Here is a 16,566-nt window from a genome sequence, read left to right as displayed (position 1 = left end):
TCGGACACCCCGCCGACCGACCACCCCACGGAGGACCGCGATGTATGAGCTGACCCGCGTCCGCCTGTTCTCCGTCGGTCCGACCGCCGCCCGCTACCAGGACGTCGCGCTCGACCTGCGGGGCGTCGGGGCCCCGGTGAAGGTCGCCGTGCAGGAGGACCTGTTCGCCCCGGACGCGCTCGACCGCACGACGCCGCGTCGGCCGTCGCCGGCCTCGGTGCTGTTCCTGGAGAACGGCGGCGGCAAGTCCGTCCTGCTCAAGCTGATCTTCTCGGTCCTGCTGCCCGGGCGGCGCCAGGTGGTCGGGACCACCAGCACCACGGTGCTGGAGAACTTCGTGCTGGCCGAGGACGTGGCGCACGTCGTCTGCGAGTGGATGCACGTCGGCACCGGACGGCTGCTGGTCACCGGGAAGGTGTCGGAGTGGCGCGGGCACGTCGCCTCCAGCGACCCGGAGAAGCTGGCCGACGCCTGGTTCTCCTTCCGGCCGGTCCCCGGGATGGGCCTCGACGACCTGCCGTTCACCCACGACGGGCGCCGGGTCACCCTGGCCGCCTTCCGGGAGCGCCTGCAGACCGCGCACCGCGAGCACCCCGACGCCGAGCTCGCCTGGGAGACCGGGCACCGGGACTGGACCCGCCACCTCGTCGAGGTCGGCCTGGACCCGGAGCTGTTCCGCTACCAGCGCGCGATGAACGCCGGCGAGGGCGAGGCCGCCGAGGCGTTCTCGTTCTCCTCCGACGAGGCGTTCGTCGACTTCCTGCTGCGCGCGGTGCTCGACCCGGCGGAGCCGCAGAACGTCGCCGAGCTCGTCGCTGGCTACGCCGACCGGCTCGCCCAGCGCGAGGAGCTGGAGACCGAGCGGGAGTTCGTCGACGGCACGCTGTCCCGGCTCGAGCCGATGGTCGACGCCGAGGCCACCGCGACCGCCGCCCGCGACACCGAGACGGCCGCGCGCACCGAGCTGGCGGCGACCGCGTCGCGGATCGCGGCCCGCCGGATCGCCGAGGAGGCCCGCTCGGTGACCGCCGCCGAGGAGGCCACCGGCGCGGTCGAGGCCGAGCAGTCCGCGGCCCGGGCGGCGGAGCGGCTGCAGGACACCGTCGGTGAGCTGCGCAGACTCACCGCGGGGCTCGCCGTCGAGGCCGCCGAGCGGACCGCGGCCGAGGCGACCCGCGAGCGCGACGCCGCGTCGGCCGTCTCGATGGCCCGCGACGCCGTCGAACCGGTCCTGGCGCACCGCGTCGCCGCCGCCGAGGCCGCGCGGCTGCGCGCCCGCGTCGAGGAGGAGGAGCAGAAGGCCCGGCCCGCGCTCGCCGCCCGGCAGGACGCCGCCCGCGCGCTCGCGGTCGCGCTGGCCCGGGTCGCCGCGGAGGCCGACGCCGCCGCCGACGCGGCGGAGGAACACCGCGCCGACGCCGAGGAGCGCGCGGCGGCCGCCCGTCGCGAGCAGGTCACCCGCACCGCCGACGCCGCTCGCGCCGAGAGCGCCGCCGCCACCGCCCGCGAGGCCCTCGACGACCTCGACACCCGGGTCGCCGCCGCCGTCTCCGCCGGGCACCTGAAGGCGGGCTCGACCGCCGCCGACGTCGAGGACTCCGCGGCCGCCGCCCGGACCGAGGCGGAGCGGTGCGCCACCGCGCTCGCCGACGCCGACAGCGCGGCCGCCACGATCCGCGAGGAGCGACGGGCCGCCGAGGCCCGCCGCACCGCCGCCCAGGACGCGGCGGCCGCCGCCCGCGCCGACGCCGCCACCGCCGAGGCCGCGCGCTCCGCCGCGGAGGCCGACGCCGTCGCGCTCGCCGGGGAGGTCCGGCCCGCGGAGCTGCTCGGACTCGACGAGATCCGCCCGGACACCGACGCGGGCCTCGTCGTCGACACCCTGACCACCGCGATCCGCGGCGCCGAGCGGGAGCGGACGACCCTGCACGGCGACCAGCGCCGCGACGAACGCGCGCTCGCCGCGCTCGGCGACGGTGGCCTGCTGCCCGACCCCACGGAGATCGAGGACGTCCTCGCGGCGCTGGAGGCCGCCGGGATCACCGCCTGGTCCGGCCGTCGCTACCTGGCGAAGCTGCCCGCCCCCGACCGGGAGACCGTGCTGGCGCGGCTGCCGCACCTGGCGGGCGGGGTGCTGCTCAACGACCCGCGCGACGCCGAGCGGGCCCGCGCCGAGCTGGACGCGGCGCGGCTGCTGCCGGCGTGCCTGGTCGCGGTCGGCACCACCGCCGCGCTGCGCGCCGACGCCGACGCGGCGCCCGGGATCGACTTCGTCGTACCGCCCAACCCGGCCCTGCACGACGAGGAGGCCGCCGAGCAGGTCCGGGTCCGGCTCGTCGCCGAGACCACCGAGCGCGCCGCCCGGCTCGCCGAGCTGGAGACCGTCCTCGACGACGACCGCAGGCTGCGGGACCGGTTCGCCGCGCTGCGCGACCGACGTCCCACCCTCGCCGACCTGACCGACGCCGCCGAGGCCGCGGAGACCACGCGGGCCGCCGCCGTCGCCGAGCACGAGGCGACCCGCGCCGAGGTCGAGGACCTCGACGAGCGCGCCGACCGGCTCACCGTCGACCGGCCCGGCCTGGAGCGCACCGCAGGCGACACCCGTCGCCGGGCGGACGCGCTCGCCGCGCTGCGCACCGAGCTCGCCCGCCGGGCGACGCACGAGGAGCGGATGCGCACCGGGGAGGCCGACGCCGCGCGGGCCCGCGAGGAGGCCGACGCCGCCGGGACCACCGCCGACCGCGCCGGTCGCGAGGCCGCCGACGCCCAGCAGACGCGCGACCGGCAGCGCGGCATCGGCACGACCCTGCGCGACGAGGCCGCGGCGCTCCCGGTCTCCGCCGACGAGGTCGGCGGACGGGACGGGGAGCCGGAGGGGACCCCCGGGACGTCGCTGGCCGAGCTGCGCGAGGAGTTCCAGCGGGCCCGCGACGCCTACGCCTCGGCCTCCGTCGACACCGACCTGCACGGTGCGCTGGAGCGGGCCGAGGCCGACGCGCGGGAGCGGCGGGTCGCCGTCGACGGGCTGCCGCGCACCGTCGTCGAGGCCGCGACGGCGTTCCTGCACACCCCCGACGGCGCCGACGCCGCCAGCCGCCGCGCCGCCGCCGAGCAGGCCCGGTCCGCCTACGACGAGGCCGAGAGCCGCCGCGCCGACGCCGCGACCGAGCTGGCCGTCGCCCGCCGCGAGCTGGAGCGGTTCACCGGCGGCGAGCGGCCGATCGACCCCTACGACCCGCCCCGCGACGCCGAGCACGGCCGCGAGCTGGTCGCCCGCGCCACGGCCGACCTGGACGCGGCGGGCAAGGACCTGGAACGCCGTCGTCGGGCCCGGACCGATGCCGAGGACGCCCACCGCACCGCCACCGACCTCGCCCGCGGGTTCGGGCTGGTCGTGTCCTCGCTGGACGAGACGCCCGAGCCGTCCGGGGTGCCGTTCGACGGTGACGTCGAGGCCGCCCAGGCCGCGCTCAAGCGCCACCAGAACGCGGTCCGCGACGCGGCGGGGGAGCGGACGCGGGCCGAGAAGAAGGTCCGCGAGGGGGTCGACGCCGTCGCCCGCTTCGCGCAGGACCCGCGGTTCGCGACCCTGAGCTCCCCGGTGCACCGCCACATCGGCGGCGTCGACCGGTCGGAGATGCCCGGCCTCGCCGCCGAGTGGATCGCCGCGCTGCGCCCGCGGCTGCGCTCCCTCGACGACGACCTCGGCAACATCGAGCGGCACCGCTCCGGGATCGTCACCCGGCTGTCCGGGATGGTCGGCGAGGCGCTGCGCACGGTGCGTCTCGCGCAGCGGCTGTCCCAGCTGCCCGAGGGCCTCGGCGACTGGTCGGGCCAGCAGTTCCTGCGGATCCGGTTCGAGGAGCTGCCCGACGCGGCGCTGCGCCACGAGCTCGGCGCCGTCGTCGACCGCACCGCCACCGGCATGGCGGGCGGGAAGGCGAAGGACCGGCGCGACGGCATGTCCATGCTGCTGCGCGGGGTCCGGGCGGCGATGCCGAAGGGCGTCCGGGTCGAGATGCTCAAGCCCGACGCCGTGCTGCGCACCGAGCGGCTGCGCGTCTCCGCGATCAAGGACGTGTTCTCCGGCGGGCAGCAGCTGACCGCGGCGATCGTCCTGTACTGCACGATGGCGGCGCTGCGGGCGCACCAGCGCGGGCAGGGCAGGCGGGCGCACGCGGGCGTGCTGTTCCTCGACAACCCGATCGGGCGGGCGTCGGCGGGGTACCTGCTGGAGCTGCAGTTCGGCGTCGCGCAGGCCCTCGGGGTGCAGCTGGTCTACACGACCGGGCTGTTCGACGCGGGCGCGCTGTCGTCGTTCCCGCTGCTCGTGCGGCTGCGCAACGACGCCGACCTGCGCGCCGGACGCAAGTACCTGTCCGTCGACGAGCGGGTCACCCGGTCGGTGCCCGACGCCGACGCCCCCGGCGGCCGGATCACCGCCGCCCGCGTCTACCGGCGCCCCGAGGCCGCGGTGGCCGCCGGCACCGGCGACGACGGCGCGGGGTCGGCCGGATGACCCCGCCCGGGCCGGTCGCGGAGCGGCTCGCGGAGCTGCTGGCGGCCTCCGGGCGGACCCGGATCCCGCGCTCGGCGGTGCGCGCGGCGTTCCTGCAGGCGGACCCCACGATGGTCGGCAGCGTCGACGCCCGTCGGAACCTCGCCGGGGTCCTGGCCGAGCTGGCCGCCGCGGGCGTGCTGGAGCCGACCGGCCGGACCGACGACGGGGTGCCGCCGCTGCCGAACTCGGTACGGCTGGTCCGGCCGCGCACCGACGCCGCACCGGCCGTGGACCGGGGCCCGTGGCATCCCGCGCTGGCGGGGGCCGCGGATCTGCGGCGGCCGTCGCGGGTGCTGCTGCAGGTCAACGACTGGCTGTTCGCCCACGCGTCCCGGGCGGTGGAGGTCCCGCTGCGCGAGCGCGCGCTGGAGATCACCGGCGACGAGAAGGCCTTCGACGGCCCGCTGCCCGGCGGGCTGACCCCGGAGGTCCTGCGGGCCCGCCGGGTCGTCCCGCCGCTGCACCGCGAGCGCCTGCCCGGCGGCGGGCCGGTGCTGCTCGTCGTCGGGAACGCCGACACCCTGGACTCGCTGCGCCGCGCCCTGGAGCCCGACCCCGGCCCGGTCGGTGGCCTCGCCTGGGGCGCGGGGAACGCGTTCACCGCGTCGGTGCTCGCCCTGCGTGACGACCCGCCCGCGGCGGTCCGCTACTTCGGCGACGTCGACGCCGCCGGGCTGCGGATCCCGCGGGCCGCCTCCGACCTCGCCGAGGCGCACGGCCTGCCGCCGGTGCGGCCCGCGACCGGGCTGTACCGGGCGCTGCTGCGGCACGGGCGCCCGGCCTCGGCGCGGACGGTGGACCACAGCGACGTCGAGTGGCTCGACGCCGGACTGCGTGGCCCCGTCCGCGACCTCTTCGCGGCCGGGGCGCGCCTGGCGCAGGAGGCCGTCGGGGTCACGGTCCTGGCCGGCGACCCGGACTGGCGCGACGGGCTCGCCCCGGCCTGAGGGCTCACCCGGTCCGGATCAGCTGTCGTCGCGGTCGTCGTCGGTGCGGTCGTTCCGGTCGACGTCGTGGTCGAGGACCTCGCCGGTCGCGGCGTCGACGTCGACGTCGTGCTCGGCGTCGGCGGTGCGGACCTCCACCTCCCAGTGGTCGCGGCTGTCGGAGCGGGAGTCGTCGTCGCGGTCGTCGTCGCGGCCGTCGTCGGCGCGGTCGAACTCGACCGTCACGACCTGCCCGCCCCCGGCCCGCTCGACGGCGATCCGCTCGGCCGCGGCACGGTCCACGGCGGCACCGGCGCCCGGTGCGGGGGCGGTGTCGGCGGCGCTCTGCGCGGCGGGGGTCACGGCGACCTCGGCCGGCGAGGCGCACGCGGCGCCGCCGCCGACGAGCAGGAGGCCGGTGGCGGCGAGGGCGGCGATGGAGAGCGTCGAGGGCATCGGGATGTCCTTCCGGGAGGGGTCGTGCTGACACCGGTGACGATGCCGCGCAGTCGATCAACGGCGCGTTGCACGACTCCTAACGGCACCCCAAGATCGGTGCCCGCTCAACCCGCGGGCGGCCCCAGCTCCAGCTCCACCCGCAGCCCGCCCCCGGCCGGGGAGTGCACCGTCAGCGCACCGCCGCCCTGGTCGGCGGTGCGCCGGGCGATGTCGAGGCCCAGCCCCGTCGAGCCGCCGCCGCTGACCCCGCGGGAGGTCGGGTCGGTCCCGGGCGGCAGCCCCGGACCGTCGTCGTGCACGACGATCCGGGCGCCGCCGCCGGTCCGGGCCGACAGCTCGACGTCGAAGGCCGTGCCGTCCGGGGTGTGCGCGAAGACGTTGCCCAGCAGCGCGTCCACACACGCCTCCAGGTCGCCGGGTGCGCAGGCCACGGGCAGCGGGCCGTCGGCCAGGTGCAGGGTCACCGAGCGGTCGGTGTCCTCGGCCAGCACCCGCCAGAACTCCACCCGCTCCCGGACGACGGCCGCCGCGTCCGCGCTGCGGGTCGTGCCGCCGCGTCGCCGGGCCTGCTCGATCGCGCCCGTGACCGCGCGGCGGACACCGTCGACCCCGGCCGACAGCCGTGCGGACTCGTCCGGGTCGCGCAGGGCCTCGGCGTCGAGCTGCAGGGCGGTCAGCGGGGTGCGGACCCGGTGTGCCAGGTCCGCGACGTTCTCCCGCTCCTCGCGCAGCAGCTCCGAGATCCGCCCGGCCAGCCCGTTCAGCGCGCTCGCGACGACACCGAGCTCGGCCGGGGCGCCGGGGTCGGCGCGCGCGGACAGGTCGCCGGCCGCGAGCCGCTCGGACACCCCGGACAGGTCGGTGGTGGCGTCGACGAGGGTGCGGGCCAGCCGGTCCGCGAGCAGCAGCCCTCCGGCGAGCAGCACCAGCGACAGCCCGCCCAGCAGCAGCCAGGAGCGGGTCACCCCGCGGGTGAGCTCGGCGTCGGGGACGAACACGCGGATCGCGGCGTTACCGCCCGCGGCGCCGGTCACCGCGAACACCAGCTCGCGTCCGCCGGCCGCCTCGGTCGACGCGCTCGTCCCGAGCAGACCCAGCCGGACGACCGGGCTCCGCGGTGCGGGCGCGCCGAGCACGGTGCCGTCGGGCAGGAACACCGAGACGTCGGAGGCGTCGCGGCCGTCGGCGTTCTGGACGGCGGGGACCAGCACCGACCGGTCCCCGCCCGCGACGGCCGGGGTCAGCACCTGGGCCTGGACGGTCGCCGCGGACACCGCCGAGCTCTCCGCCACTGTGCGGATCAGCGTCGCGAGCGGGACCGCGAACGCGACCAGCACCAGCAGCACGGTCGCCCCGACGAGGACGAGGATGCGCCGTCGCATCAGGCGGTGCCCTCCCCGGTCCCCGGCGGCGCCGGCGGCGCGGACAGCCGGACCCCGACGCCGCGCACCGAGTGCAGGTAGCGCGGGGCCTGCGCGGTCTCGCCGAGCTTGCGGCGCAGCCACGACAGGTGCACGTCGACGGTCTTGTCGGCGCCGCCGTAGGGCTGCTGCCAGACCTCGGTCACCAGCTCCCGCTTGCTGACGACCTGGTCGGGGCGGGCGGCGAGGTGGTGCAGCAGGTCGAACTCGCGCGGGGTCAGCTCCAGCTCGGTGCCGTCGAGCACCGCGCGCCGCGAACGGGGGTCCACCGACAGCCCGCCGACGACGACGGAGGGGTCGCCCGCCCCGTCGCCGAGCCGGCGCAGCACCGCCCGGATCCGGGCGTCGAGCTGAGCGGCGGCGAACGGCTTGACCAGGTAGTCGTCGGCGCCCGCGTCGAGCACGGAGACGATCTCGGTCTCGTCGTCGCGGGCGGTCGCGACGATCACCGGCACCGTGCTGGCGCCCCGCAGCATCCGCAGCATGGTGGCGCCGTCCATGTCGGGCAGGCCGAGGTCGAGCACCACGAGGTCGGGCCGCTTCCCGACGGCGTGCTCCAGCCCGGCCATCGCGGTCGGTGCGGAGTCGACGGCGTGCCCCCGCTCGGTCAGCCCGCGGATGAGCGCTCCGCGGATGCCGGGGTCGTCCTCGACGATCAGGATCTGGGCCACGGAGGGAGAACCTATCCGCCGCGACCCCGCCCGCGGCGGGCACAGCCGTCGCTTGTGTCCCGTTTAGGGATCCGTTAACCGGGGTCCGGGGCATGCTGTGCGCGTGGAACGACCGACGCGCCCCGTCCTGCAGATCGCGCTCTGGACCGCCGCGGCCGCGGGTGCCCTGCTCCTGGGCCTGACGGCCGTCGGGAGCATCGGCAGCGACCTCGCGGGCACACAGACGCAGCCGCTCAGTGCCGAGCAGGTGGACGCCCGCCTGGCCCAGCAGGCCGCCACCGCCGCGCCACCGGCACCCGCGCCCGTCGCGACGACGGCACCCGCCTCCGCCCCGCCCGCGGTGGTGCAGGCCGGGACGGCGGGCAACGTCCTGGTCCGGTGCGACGGCGCGACCCCGCGGATCGTGTCGGTCAACCCCGCGCAGGGCTGGGAGCGCGAGGACGACAAGGACATCGGCCCGGCCGAGGTCGTCTTCGACGGCGACGACGTCCCGGACGTCCGGGTCACGCTGAGCTGCGCCGGTGGGGTGCCGACCGGCCGGGTCGCGACCGTCCCCGAGGACTGACCGACCGTCCCCGAGGACCGAGCGACCGTCCCCGAGGACCGAGCCGCCCGGACGGACCGGGCTCCCCGCCGGAGGCGCCGGGTCTCAGCCGCCGGCGAACGGCGGGAGCACGTCGAGCGTGGCCGCCCCGCCGACCGCGGTGGAGCGGTCGCGCACCGCCACCTCGTCGAGCAGGAAGCTGCAGCGCAGCAGCACCTGCTCCAGCTCCGGGCCGTGCGCGGTGCCGAGTGCGGCGACGGCGTCGGCCACCGTCGCGTCGCCGGGGAGCGCGACGGTCTCCTCACCGGTGCCGGCGGCCGCCTTGGCGGCGGCGAAGTAGCGGACGGTCAGCGTGCGGGTCACCAGGGGCGTGGTGAGCGAGGGGGTCATGCTCATCCTCCGATCGCGCTCATGGGGCGCGCGGGCTGCAGGAATCCGGGGTCGTCGATGCCGTGGCCCGCCTTCTTGCCCCACATCGCGTCGCGCCAGACGTCGGCGATCTCGGCGTCGGTCGCGCCGCCGCGGAGCATGGCGCGCAGGTCGGTCTCGCCGGTGGCGAACAGGCAGGTGCGGACCTGGCCGTCGGCGGTGAGGCGGGTCCGGTCGCAGGCCCCGCAGAACGGACGGGTCACCGAGGCGATCACCCCGACGGTGGCGGGGCCCCCGTTCACCACGAACCGCTCGGCGGGCGCACCGCCGCGGTCCTCGTCGGACGGGGTGAGCACGAAGCGCTCCTCGAGCCGCGCGAGGATCTCCTCGGCGGTGATCATCTCGGTGCGGCGCCAGCCGTGCTGGGCGTCGAGCGGCATCTGCTCGATGAAACGCAGCTGGTAGCCGTGGGTCAGCGCGAACTCCAGCAGGTCCGCGGCCTCGTCGTCGTTCACGCCGCGCAGCAGCACCGCGTTGATCTTCACCGGGGACAGGCCCGCGGCGTGCGCGGCGGCCATCCCGTCGATGACGTCCGACAGCCGGTCGCGCCGGGTGATCTGCGCGAACCGCTCCGGACGCAGGGTGTCCATCGAGACGTTGAGCCGGTTCACCCCGGAGGCCGCGAGGGCCTCGGCGCGGCGGGCGAGCCCGATGCCGTTGGTGGTCAGCGAGATGTCCGGGCGGGGCTCCAGCGCCGACGCCGCGGAGAAGATCTCCTCCAGGCCCTTGCGCAGCAGCGGCTCCCCGCCGGTGAAGCGCAGCTCCTCGATCCCGAGGTCGCGTACCGCCAGCGCGATCAGCCGGTTGAGCTCCGCGTCGGTCAGCTGCTCCTCGCGGGGCATCCAGTCCAGGCCCTCGGCGGGCATGCAGTAGGTGCAGCGCAGGTTGCAGCGGTCGGTGAGCGAGATCCGCAGGTCGGTCGCGACCCGTCCGAACCCGTCGACGAGGCGGGGATCGGCCGGCCGGGCCGGGTCCCGGGACGTGCCGCCCCGCAGCGACGGCAGGCCGAGCTCGGTGGTCATGGGCCCGAGGCTAACCCCCGCCGTGCGGGCCCGCCCAGGGCGGGTTTCCGCAGCTCAGAACCGTGATCCGCACCCGCGGACGTGGCCGGGGCCACGCCGTCGCAGGTGCGGAACTAGTCATCCTGTACCTAGTCGACAGGACAGGGACATCGAGACGTCCCGCCCGCCGCCCCGGGAGGGCTCCCGGGCGGTCCCGCCTAGCGTCCCGGGCTCCAGGACGACACGGACCGGCCGCCCCGGTGGCCGGTCGCCGTACAGGAGGGAACCGCCATGTTGTCGAAGCTCGTCCCCGCCGCCCTGGCCGCAGCCGCGGCCGCCGTCGTCGTGGCCCCGGCCGCGTCGGCGGCACCCGCGCCGGTGTTCACGTCCTACGACGCCTGCCAGGCCGAGGGCTCGCGCCAGCAGATCGCCGCCGGGGGGCCGTTCAGCGGTTTCACCTTCACCTGCGAGAAGACCTACTCGGTGGGAGCGGGAACCGCCGGGTGCCCGCCCACCGCGGCCGACGGCTGCATCGGCGAGTACTGGATCCTGCGCTCCCGCAACGTCTGAGCCCGCCGCGTCGCCGTCGGACCGAAATCAGGACCGGTGGGCCTTCAGCTCCTGCCGGGCCACCGAGCGGATGTGCACCTCGTCCGGTCCGTCGGCGAAGCGCAGGGCGCGCGCCCAGGCGTAGAAGTAGGCCAGCGGGGTGTCGTCGCTCATCGCGGCCCCGCCGTGCACCTGCATCGCCCGGTCGATCACGGTGCACGCCATCCGTGGCACGACGACCTTGATCGCGGCGATCTCGGTGGCCGCGCCCTTCGCGCCGTGGTTGTCGATCAGCCACGCCGTCTTGAGCGTCAGCAGCCGGGCCTGCTCGATCTCCATCCGGCACAGCGCGATCTGCTCGCGCACCACGCCCTGCTCGGCCAGCGGCTTGCCGAACGCGACCCGCGCCTGGGCGCGCTCGGTCATCAGGTGCAGCGCGCGCTCGGCCATGCCGATCAGCCGCATGCAGTGGTGGATGCGGCCGGGGCCGAGCCGGGCCTGGGCGATGGCGAACCCGCCGCCCTCCTCGCCGAGCAGGTTCGACGCCGGCACCCGCACGCCCTCGAGGCGCAGCTCGGAGTGCCCGTGCTGGTCCTGGAAGCCGAACGTCGGCAGGTGCCGCTCGATCGTCAGGCCGGGGGTGTCGCGCGGGACGAGGATCATCGACTGCCGGCGGTGCGTCGACACGGTGTCGTCGCTGTCGTCGGCGGTCTTGCCCATGACGATGAAGATCCGGCAGCGCTCGTCCGCGGCACCGGAGATCCACCACTTGCGGCCGTCGATGACGTAGTCGTCGCCGTCGCGCCGGATCCGGGTCTCGATGTTCGTGGCGTCCGACGACGCGACGTCCGGCTCGGTCATCGCGAACGCCGAGCGGATCTCGCCGTCGAGCAGCGGCTCCAGCCACTGCTGCTTCTGCTCGTCGGTGCCGAACAGGTGGAGCGTCTCCATGTTCCCGGTGTCCGGGGCCTGGCAGTTGATCGCCTCCGGTGCGATGACCGGGGACCAGCCGGAGACCTCCGCGACCGGCGCGTACTCCAGGTTCGACAGCCCCGAGAGGTCCGGCAGGAACAGGTTCCACAGACCGCGCCCGCGGGCCTTCGCCTTCAGCTCCTCGACCACCGGGGGCAGGGCCCACTCCTCCGGGGTGCCGCGCCGCTCGGCCCGGAACGCGTCGTAGGAGGCCTCGGCCGGGAGGACCTCCTCGTCGAGGAAGGCGCGCATGCGCGCGGTGTAGTCGGCCGCCACGGCGCTGGGTGCGAAGTCCACGGCACCGATCAGACCACAGGTCCGCAGACCCCGGCAGTGCGCGATCCCGACATCGTGCGGGGTATCCACCGTGGCACCCCCGCAGGCGCGACCATAGTATCCGGGTCGTGCCGCACTTCAGGATCTCCGAGGCCGCCCGACTGCTCGGCGTCAGCGACGACACCGTCCGCCGCTGGGTGGACGCGGGGACGCTACCGGTGCAGGCGGACGCCTCGAACCGCAAGGTCATCGACGGAGCCGCGCTCGCCGCGTTCGCCCGCGATCACGCGTCCGCCCCGCCGGACCCCTCGGTGGTGCAGCGCTCGGCCCGCAACCGCATGGTCGGCCTGGTCACCTCGGTGCTGGCCGACACGGTGATGGCCCAGGTCGAGATGCAGTGCGGTCCGCACCGCGTGGTGTCGCTGATGAGCAGCGAGGCCGTGCGCGACCTCGGTCTCGAGCCCGGGGCGCTCGCGGTGGCGGTGATCAAGTCGACGAACGTGGTGGTGGAGACCCCGGGCGGGCACCTGTGACCCCCGGGGCCGGCACCGCCCCCGCGCCGGCCCCGACCCGGCGCCGCGAGGGCGCCGCCGACCGCCACGGCACGGGCGTCGGACTGCCCGTCTGGATGTGGGTCCCGGCCGGCATCGGCTTCCTGGTGATCGCGCTGCCCGTGCTCGGGCTGCTGTGGGAGGCCGACTGGGCGGAGACCCCCCGCCTGCTCACCAGCGATGCCGCGCTGTCGGCGCTGCGCCTGTCGTTGCTCACCGCGGCGATCTCCACGACGCTGTGCCTGCTGCTCGGCGGGCCGCTCGCGGTGGTCCTGGCCCGCGGCCGGATCAACCGGCTGCCCCGCCTGATGCGCGCGGTCCGCTCGGTCGTCCTGCTCCCGCTGGTGCTGCCGCCGGTCGTCGGTGGGCTCTCGCTGCTGTTCCTGCTCGGTGCGAACGGCCTGGTCGGGCGGGGCCTGGACACCGTGTTCGGGATCTTCATCCCGTTCTCGACGGCCGCGGTGGTCCTGGCGCAGACCTTCGTCGCCATGCCGTTCCTCATCGTGTCGCTGGAGGGCGCCCTGCGGACCGCGGGAGAGCGCTACGAGGCGACCGCGGCCACCCTCGGCGCGTCGCCGGGGCTGGCCTTCCGCCGGGTCACCGTGCCGCTGGTGCTGCCCGGACTGGCGTCCGGGCTGGTGCTGGCCTTCGCCCGCTGCATGGGCGAGTTCGGGGCGACGATCGCGTTCGCCGGCAGCCTGGAGGGCACCACCCGGACCCTGCCGCTGCTGGTCTACCTGCAGGGCGAGACCGACGTCGCGGGAGCGGTCGCGCTGTCGCTGCTGCTGGTCGTCGTGTCGCTGGTCGTGATCGTCGTCGGGCGTCCGCGCGGGCTGGACGGCCGCGGATGAGCAGCGGCGGCGACACGGTGGAGCCCGGTGTGGACATGAGGGCGCGGCTGGACCGGGACGGGTTCGCCCTGGACATGGAGCTGTCGGTCGCCGCGGGCGAGGTGCTCGCGGTGCTCGGCCCGAACGGGGCGGGCAAGTCCACGATGCTCGGCATCCTGTCCGGGCTGCTGCGCCCGGACTCCGGGCACCTGCGCGTCGGCGGCCGGACCCTGCTCGACACCGCCGACGGGACCTTCGTGCCGCCGCACCGGCGCGGTGTCGGCCTGCTCGCCCAGGAGCCGCTGCTGTTCCCGCACCTGTCGGCGCTGGCGAACGTCGCGTTCGGGCCGCGTGCGCAGGGCACGCCCCGCGCCGCGGCCGACTCCCGGGCCCGCGAGCTGCTCGACGCCGTCGGCGTCGGCGGGCTCGCCGCCCGCCGCCCCGCGCAGCTGTCCGGCGGACAGCAGCAGCGGGTCGCGCTGGCCCGCGCGCTGGCCCCCGGGCCGGGGCTGCTGCTGCTCGACGAGCCGCTCGCCGCCCTCGATGTCGACGCCACCCCCGCGATGCGCACCCTGCTGCGCCGGGTCATCGCCGACGGCAAGCAGACCGCCCTGCTGGTCACCCACGACGCGCTCGACGCGCTCGTGCTCGCCGACCGCGTCGTCGTGCTGGACCGGGGCCGGATCGTCGAGTCCGGCCCCGCCCGGGACGTCCTGGCCCGGCCGCGGAGCGCGTTCTCCGCCCGCATCGCCGGCCTGGACCTGGTGCCGGGCGTGGCCGAGGGCTCCGGGGTGCGTACCGCGGACGGGACCGAGATCCGGGGCCGGGTCGTCGAGGTGGCCGAGGGGGAGCCCGCCGTCGCGGTGTTCCCGCCGTCCGCGGTCGCGGTGCACGCGAGCAGGCCCGAGGGCAGCCCGCGCAACGTCGTCCCGGTCCGGATCGCCGCGCTGGAGCCGCGCGGGGACACCGTGCGGCTGCGGGCCGCACCCGTCGCCGGGGGGCCGGACTGGGTGTCCGGGCTGGCCGCCGACGTCACCCCGGCCGCCGTCGCCGAACTGGGTGTCGAACCCGGTCACCAGGTGTGGTTCGCGGTGAAGGCGACCGAGGTCGCCGTGCACGGCCGGCACGCCTGAGGGCCGCGGCCGATCCGCTGATCGTGCAGCTCGGAGCCCTGCCGGGCCCCGGTCGGCAGGCCTCCCCGGCACTGCCGGTACCGAAACGCTCCGTCACCCGGGTGGTCCCAGGTGTCACCCGGGCCACCATCGTGTCTCTCGCACCAGGCGTCACAGGCGCATAGCGTCGCTGTCCGTGAGCCCCATGCGTCTCCGCGCCGCCCGTCTGGTCACTGCCGGTGTCCTGGCGGTCGCGCTCGGTGTTCCTCTCGCACCGACGGCGTCCGCCGCCGGGACGGCGCCGTCGGCACCCGCCGGGTACCTGGTGCAGACGGCGACCGACGGGCAGACGCGGGCCGCCGCGGAGTCCGTCGGCGTCGAGCCGAAGGTCACCTTCGACAGCGTGGTGCACGGCTTCGCCGCGGACCTCACCCCCGCCCAGGCGACCGAGCTGCGCGACCGGCCCGGCGTCGTCGGGGTGGAGGAGGACCGCACGATCTCCCCGCTCGACCCGCAGGCCGTCCACCAGGACGCGCCGGTCGGCCCGCCCGCGGGTGCCGAGCAGGCGCCGGGCAACTGGGGGCTCGACCGCATCGACCAGCCGGACCTGCCGCTGGACGGGCAGTACCGGCACACCGCGACCGGCGCCGGCGTGGACGTGTTCGTCCTCGACACCGGCGTCGACGCGAGCCACCCGCAGTTCGGCGGACGGGCGAGGTTCGAGCTCAACACGATCGACCGGACCGACACCGACTGCGACGGGCACGGCACCGTCGTCGCCGGGATCGCCGCGTCGACGGACTACGGCGTGGCCCCGGGCGCGACCGTGCGCGCCGTGAAGGTGCTCGACTGCAACGGCACCGGGACGCTGTCGTCGCTGATCTCCGGTCTGGACTGGGTGTCGAAGAACAAGCGCGGCCCCGCGGTCGCGGTGATGTCGTGGAGCTACGGCGGCTCGCCGATGCTCCAGCAGGCCGTGCAGCGCATGATCGACTCCGGGGTGTTCGCGGCCTCGTCGGCCGGCAACACCGGCGGCGACGACTGCACCGCGCTGCCCCGTGCGATCGGTGACGTGCTGGTCGTCGCGAACTCGACGATCGACGACAAGCGCTCGTCGAACTCCTCGACCGGCCGTTGCGTCTCGCTCTACGCACCGGGCACCCGGATCGTCGCGCCGGTCCCCGGGGGCGGCACCGCCTCCTACAGCGGGACCTCGATGGCCGCGCCCTTCGCGGCCGGGGTGGCGGCGCTGTACAAGCAGGCCCGCGGCGACGCGCCGGCCACCACCGTCAAGAAGTGGATCGTCGACAACGCGGTGCCGGGGAAGATCGACGGCGGCGGCACCGGCGGTACCCCGAACCGGCTGCTGCAGACCGGCGGGCTCTAGGCCCGGGCCTCGTCGGCCCACTCCCACAGCTCGTACACGGGCTGGTCGAGCAGGTCGTTCAGCTCGGCGGGCGACACCGACGGCGTCGCGAGCCACAGCAGCTGGTCGGTCCACAGCCAGGCGATCCGAGGCGCGCCGCGGTCGCGCAGGGCACGGGCGGCGGCGACGAGCGGGCCGGGGTCGAGGGCCTTCGGGTGGCCGGCGGTCACGACCGCGACGGCCGTGCCGTCCACCTCGACCGACGCTCCGGCGACGGCGACCCGGTGGTCCGGACCGGCGAGCCGGTCGAGCGCGGCGGTGTGCTCGGCGGGGTCCTGCTCGGCCCAGGTCGGGAGGAGGGCCAGCAACGCGTCCCAGCCGTCCGGTCCGGCCTCGCCCAGCGCGCCCAGCACGGCCCCGGTCGTGACCGGCTCGCCGTGGTCGGCGACCCCGCCGGCCAGCGCATCGGGCTCGACGACGCCGGACGGCAGCACCCCCGCGCGCTCGAGTACCGCGACCGTGTGCGCCAGCCGGTCCCGGCCCTCGGCCGACAGGTCCGGGACGACCCGTACCGCGACGGGTGGCGCCGGGGTCGTCGGCGCCCCGGGCAGCGGCGTCGGCAGCACCACCGGCGCCGGGACCGGGGGTGCGGCCGCGTCCGCGCGGTCCGCCGCCCGCCACGAGCGCCACGCCATCAGCCCGAACACCGCGACCGCGGCCGCGGCCAGCAGGAACGGGAACGCACGGTCGAGCGGTCCCCGGCCCGGCGCCCCCACCATCTCGATCTGTACCCCGGTCACGACGAACCAGCCGCCGACCACCACCGCGCCCGTCGCCGCGACGGCCGCGGAGACCCGGTCCACCGTTCCCGGACGTGCCATGCCCGCAGAGTAGG

Annotated in this window: 15 protein-coding genes; 8 read left to right on the top strand and 7 right to left on the bottom strand. The window is 76.5% G+C overall.

Features of this window, described 5'->3' with window-relative positions; all coding sequences use genetic code 11:
* Nucleotides 1–40: 40 nt before the first annotated feature.
* Entirely contained in the window at nucleotides 41–4,522 is a 4,482-nt protein-coding gene (locus tag ND486_RS24680; protein WP_251786773.1) for a hypothetical protein, read from the top strand.
* On the top strand, nucleotides 4,519–5,511 hold the full coding sequence (locus ND486_RS24675) for a hypothetical protein (protein ID WP_251786772.1): 993 nt from the start codon (nucleotides 4,519–4,521) through the stop codon (nucleotides 5,509–5,511). Before ND486_RS24680 ends, ND486_RS24675 begins: the two co-directional genes overlap by 4 nt.
* An 18-nt stretch (nucleotides 5,512–5,529) precedes the next feature.
* Here the strand turns inward: ND486_RS24675 and ND486_RS24670 are convergent, their stop codons facing one another.
* From ND486_RS24670 to ND486_RS24660, 3 genes are all read right to left on the bottom strand, one after another.
* Entirely contained in the window at nucleotides 5,530–5,946 is a 417-nt protein-coding gene (locus ND486_RS24670; RefSeq protein WP_251786771.1) for a PepSY domain-containing protein, read from the bottom strand.
* A 107-nt stretch (nucleotides 5,947–6,053) separates the two neighbouring features.
* Nucleotides 6,054–7,331: a HAMP domain-containing sensor histidine kinase gene (locus tag ND486_RS24665; protein ID WP_251786770.1), complete on the bottom strand. Its 1,278-nt coding sequence runs from the start codon at nucleotides 7,329–7,331 to the stop codon at nucleotides 6,054–6,056.
* Complete coding sequence (locus tag ND486_RS24660; RefSeq protein ID WP_251786769.1) at nucleotides 7,331–8,041, bottom strand: response regulator transcription factor; 711 nt, start codon at nucleotides 8,039–8,041, stop codon at nucleotides 7,331–7,333. The genes ND486_RS24665 and ND486_RS24660 overlap by 1 nt, the downstream gene beginning before the upstream one ends.
* Nucleotides 8,042–8,144: 103 nt before the next feature.
* Between ND486_RS24660 and ND486_RS24655 the strand changes: the two genes are divergently transcribed.
* Nucleotides 8,145–8,606, top strand: a complete 462-nt coding sequence (locus ND486_RS24655) for a hypothetical protein (RefSeq protein WP_251786768.1) — start codon at nucleotides 8,145–8,147, stop codon at nucleotides 8,604–8,606.
* Between the two features lie 84 nt (nucleotides 8,607–8,690).
* On the opposite strand, the gene ND486_RS24650 is transcribed toward ND486_RS24655, so the two are convergent.
* The gene (locus tag ND486_RS24650; protein ID WP_251786767.1) at nucleotides 8,691–8,975 is read right to left on the bottom strand and encodes a MoaD/ThiS family protein; all 285 of its coding nucleotides are present in this window, start codon (nucleotides 8,973–8,975) and stop codon (nucleotides 8,691–8,693) included.
* A 2-nt stretch (nucleotides 8,976–8,977) separates the two neighbouring features.
* The gene (gene moaA / locus ND486_RS24645; RefSeq protein WP_251786766.1) at nucleotides 8,978–10,036 is read right to left on the bottom strand and encodes a GTP 3',8-cyclase MoaA; all 1,059 of its coding nucleotides are present in this window, start codon (nucleotides 10,034–10,036) and stop codon (nucleotides 8,978–8,980) included.
* 270 nt (nucleotides 10,037–10,306) lie between these two features.
* Here moaA and ND486_RS24640 point away from each other — a divergent pair, with 270 nt between their 5' ends.
* Nucleotides 10,307–10,585 (top strand): hypothetical protein, encoded by a 279-nt coding sequence (locus ND486_RS24640; protein ID WP_251786765.1) that lies wholly within the window; start codon nucleotides 10,307–10,309, stop codon nucleotides 10,583–10,585.
* Nucleotides 10,586–10,612: 27 nt separating this feature from the next.
* Here ND486_RS24640 and ND486_RS24635 read toward each other — a convergent pair whose 3' ends face one another.
* Nucleotides 10,613–11,833 carry an acyl-CoA dehydrogenase family protein gene (locus ND486_RS24635; protein ID WP_062398139.1) on the bottom strand — a complete coding sequence of 407 codons (1,221 nt, stop codon included), beginning with the start codon at nucleotides 11,831–11,833 and terminating at the stop codon, nucleotides 10,613–10,615.
* A gap of 107 nt (nucleotides 11,834–11,940) precedes the next feature.
* On the opposite strand from ND486_RS24635, the gene ND486_RS24630 reads away from it, so the two are divergent.
* From ND486_RS24630 to ND486_RS24615, 4 genes are all read left to right on the top strand, one after another.
* A complete protein-coding gene (locus ND486_RS24630; protein ID WP_062398137.1) occupies nucleotides 11,941–12,345 on the top strand; it encodes a molybdopterin-binding protein in 405 nt (134 codons plus the stop codon).
* A gap of 95 nt (nucleotides 12,346–12,440) precedes the next feature.
* Nucleotides 12,441–13,214 carry an ABC transporter permease gene (locus ND486_RS24625; RefSeq protein ID WP_251786801.1) on the top strand — a complete coding sequence of 258 codons (774 nt, stop codon included), beginning with the start codon at nucleotides 12,441–12,443 and terminating at the stop codon, nucleotides 13,212–13,214.
* Nucleotides 13,211–14,326, top strand: coding sequence for a sulfate/molybdate ABC transporter ATP-binding protein (locus tag ND486_RS24620; RefSeq protein ID WP_374231744.1), 1,116 nt, complete (start codon nucleotides 13,211–13,213; stop codon nucleotides 14,324–14,326). Before ND486_RS24625 ends, ND486_RS24620 begins: the two co-directional genes overlap by 4 nt.
* Before the next feature lie 184 nt (nucleotides 14,327–14,510).
* Nucleotides 14,511–15,692, top strand: a complete 1,182-nt coding sequence (locus ND486_RS24615) for a S8 family peptidase (RefSeq protein ID WP_251786799.1) — start codon at nucleotides 14,511–14,513, stop codon at nucleotides 15,690–15,692.
* Here ND486_RS24615 and ND486_RS24610 read toward each other — a convergent pair.
* Nucleotides 15,689–16,552: a hypothetical protein gene (locus ND486_RS24610; RefSeq protein ID WP_251786764.1), complete on the bottom strand. Its 864-nt coding sequence runs from the start codon at nucleotides 16,550–16,552 to the stop codon at nucleotides 15,689–15,691. The two genes, ND486_RS24615 and ND486_RS24610, sit on opposite strands and share 4 nt — an antisense overlap.
* Between the last annotated feature and the right edge of the window lie 14 nt (nucleotides 16,553–16,566).

The organism is Pseudonocardia sp. DR1-2, from assembly GCF_023717215.1.
GTDB lineage: Bacteria > Actinomycetota > Actinomycetes > Mycobacteriales > Pseudonocardiaceae > Pseudonocardia > Pseudonocardia alni.
The sequence above is the reverse complement of the archived record's forward strand: the minus strand, read 5'-3'. Positions and strand labels throughout refer to the sequence as shown.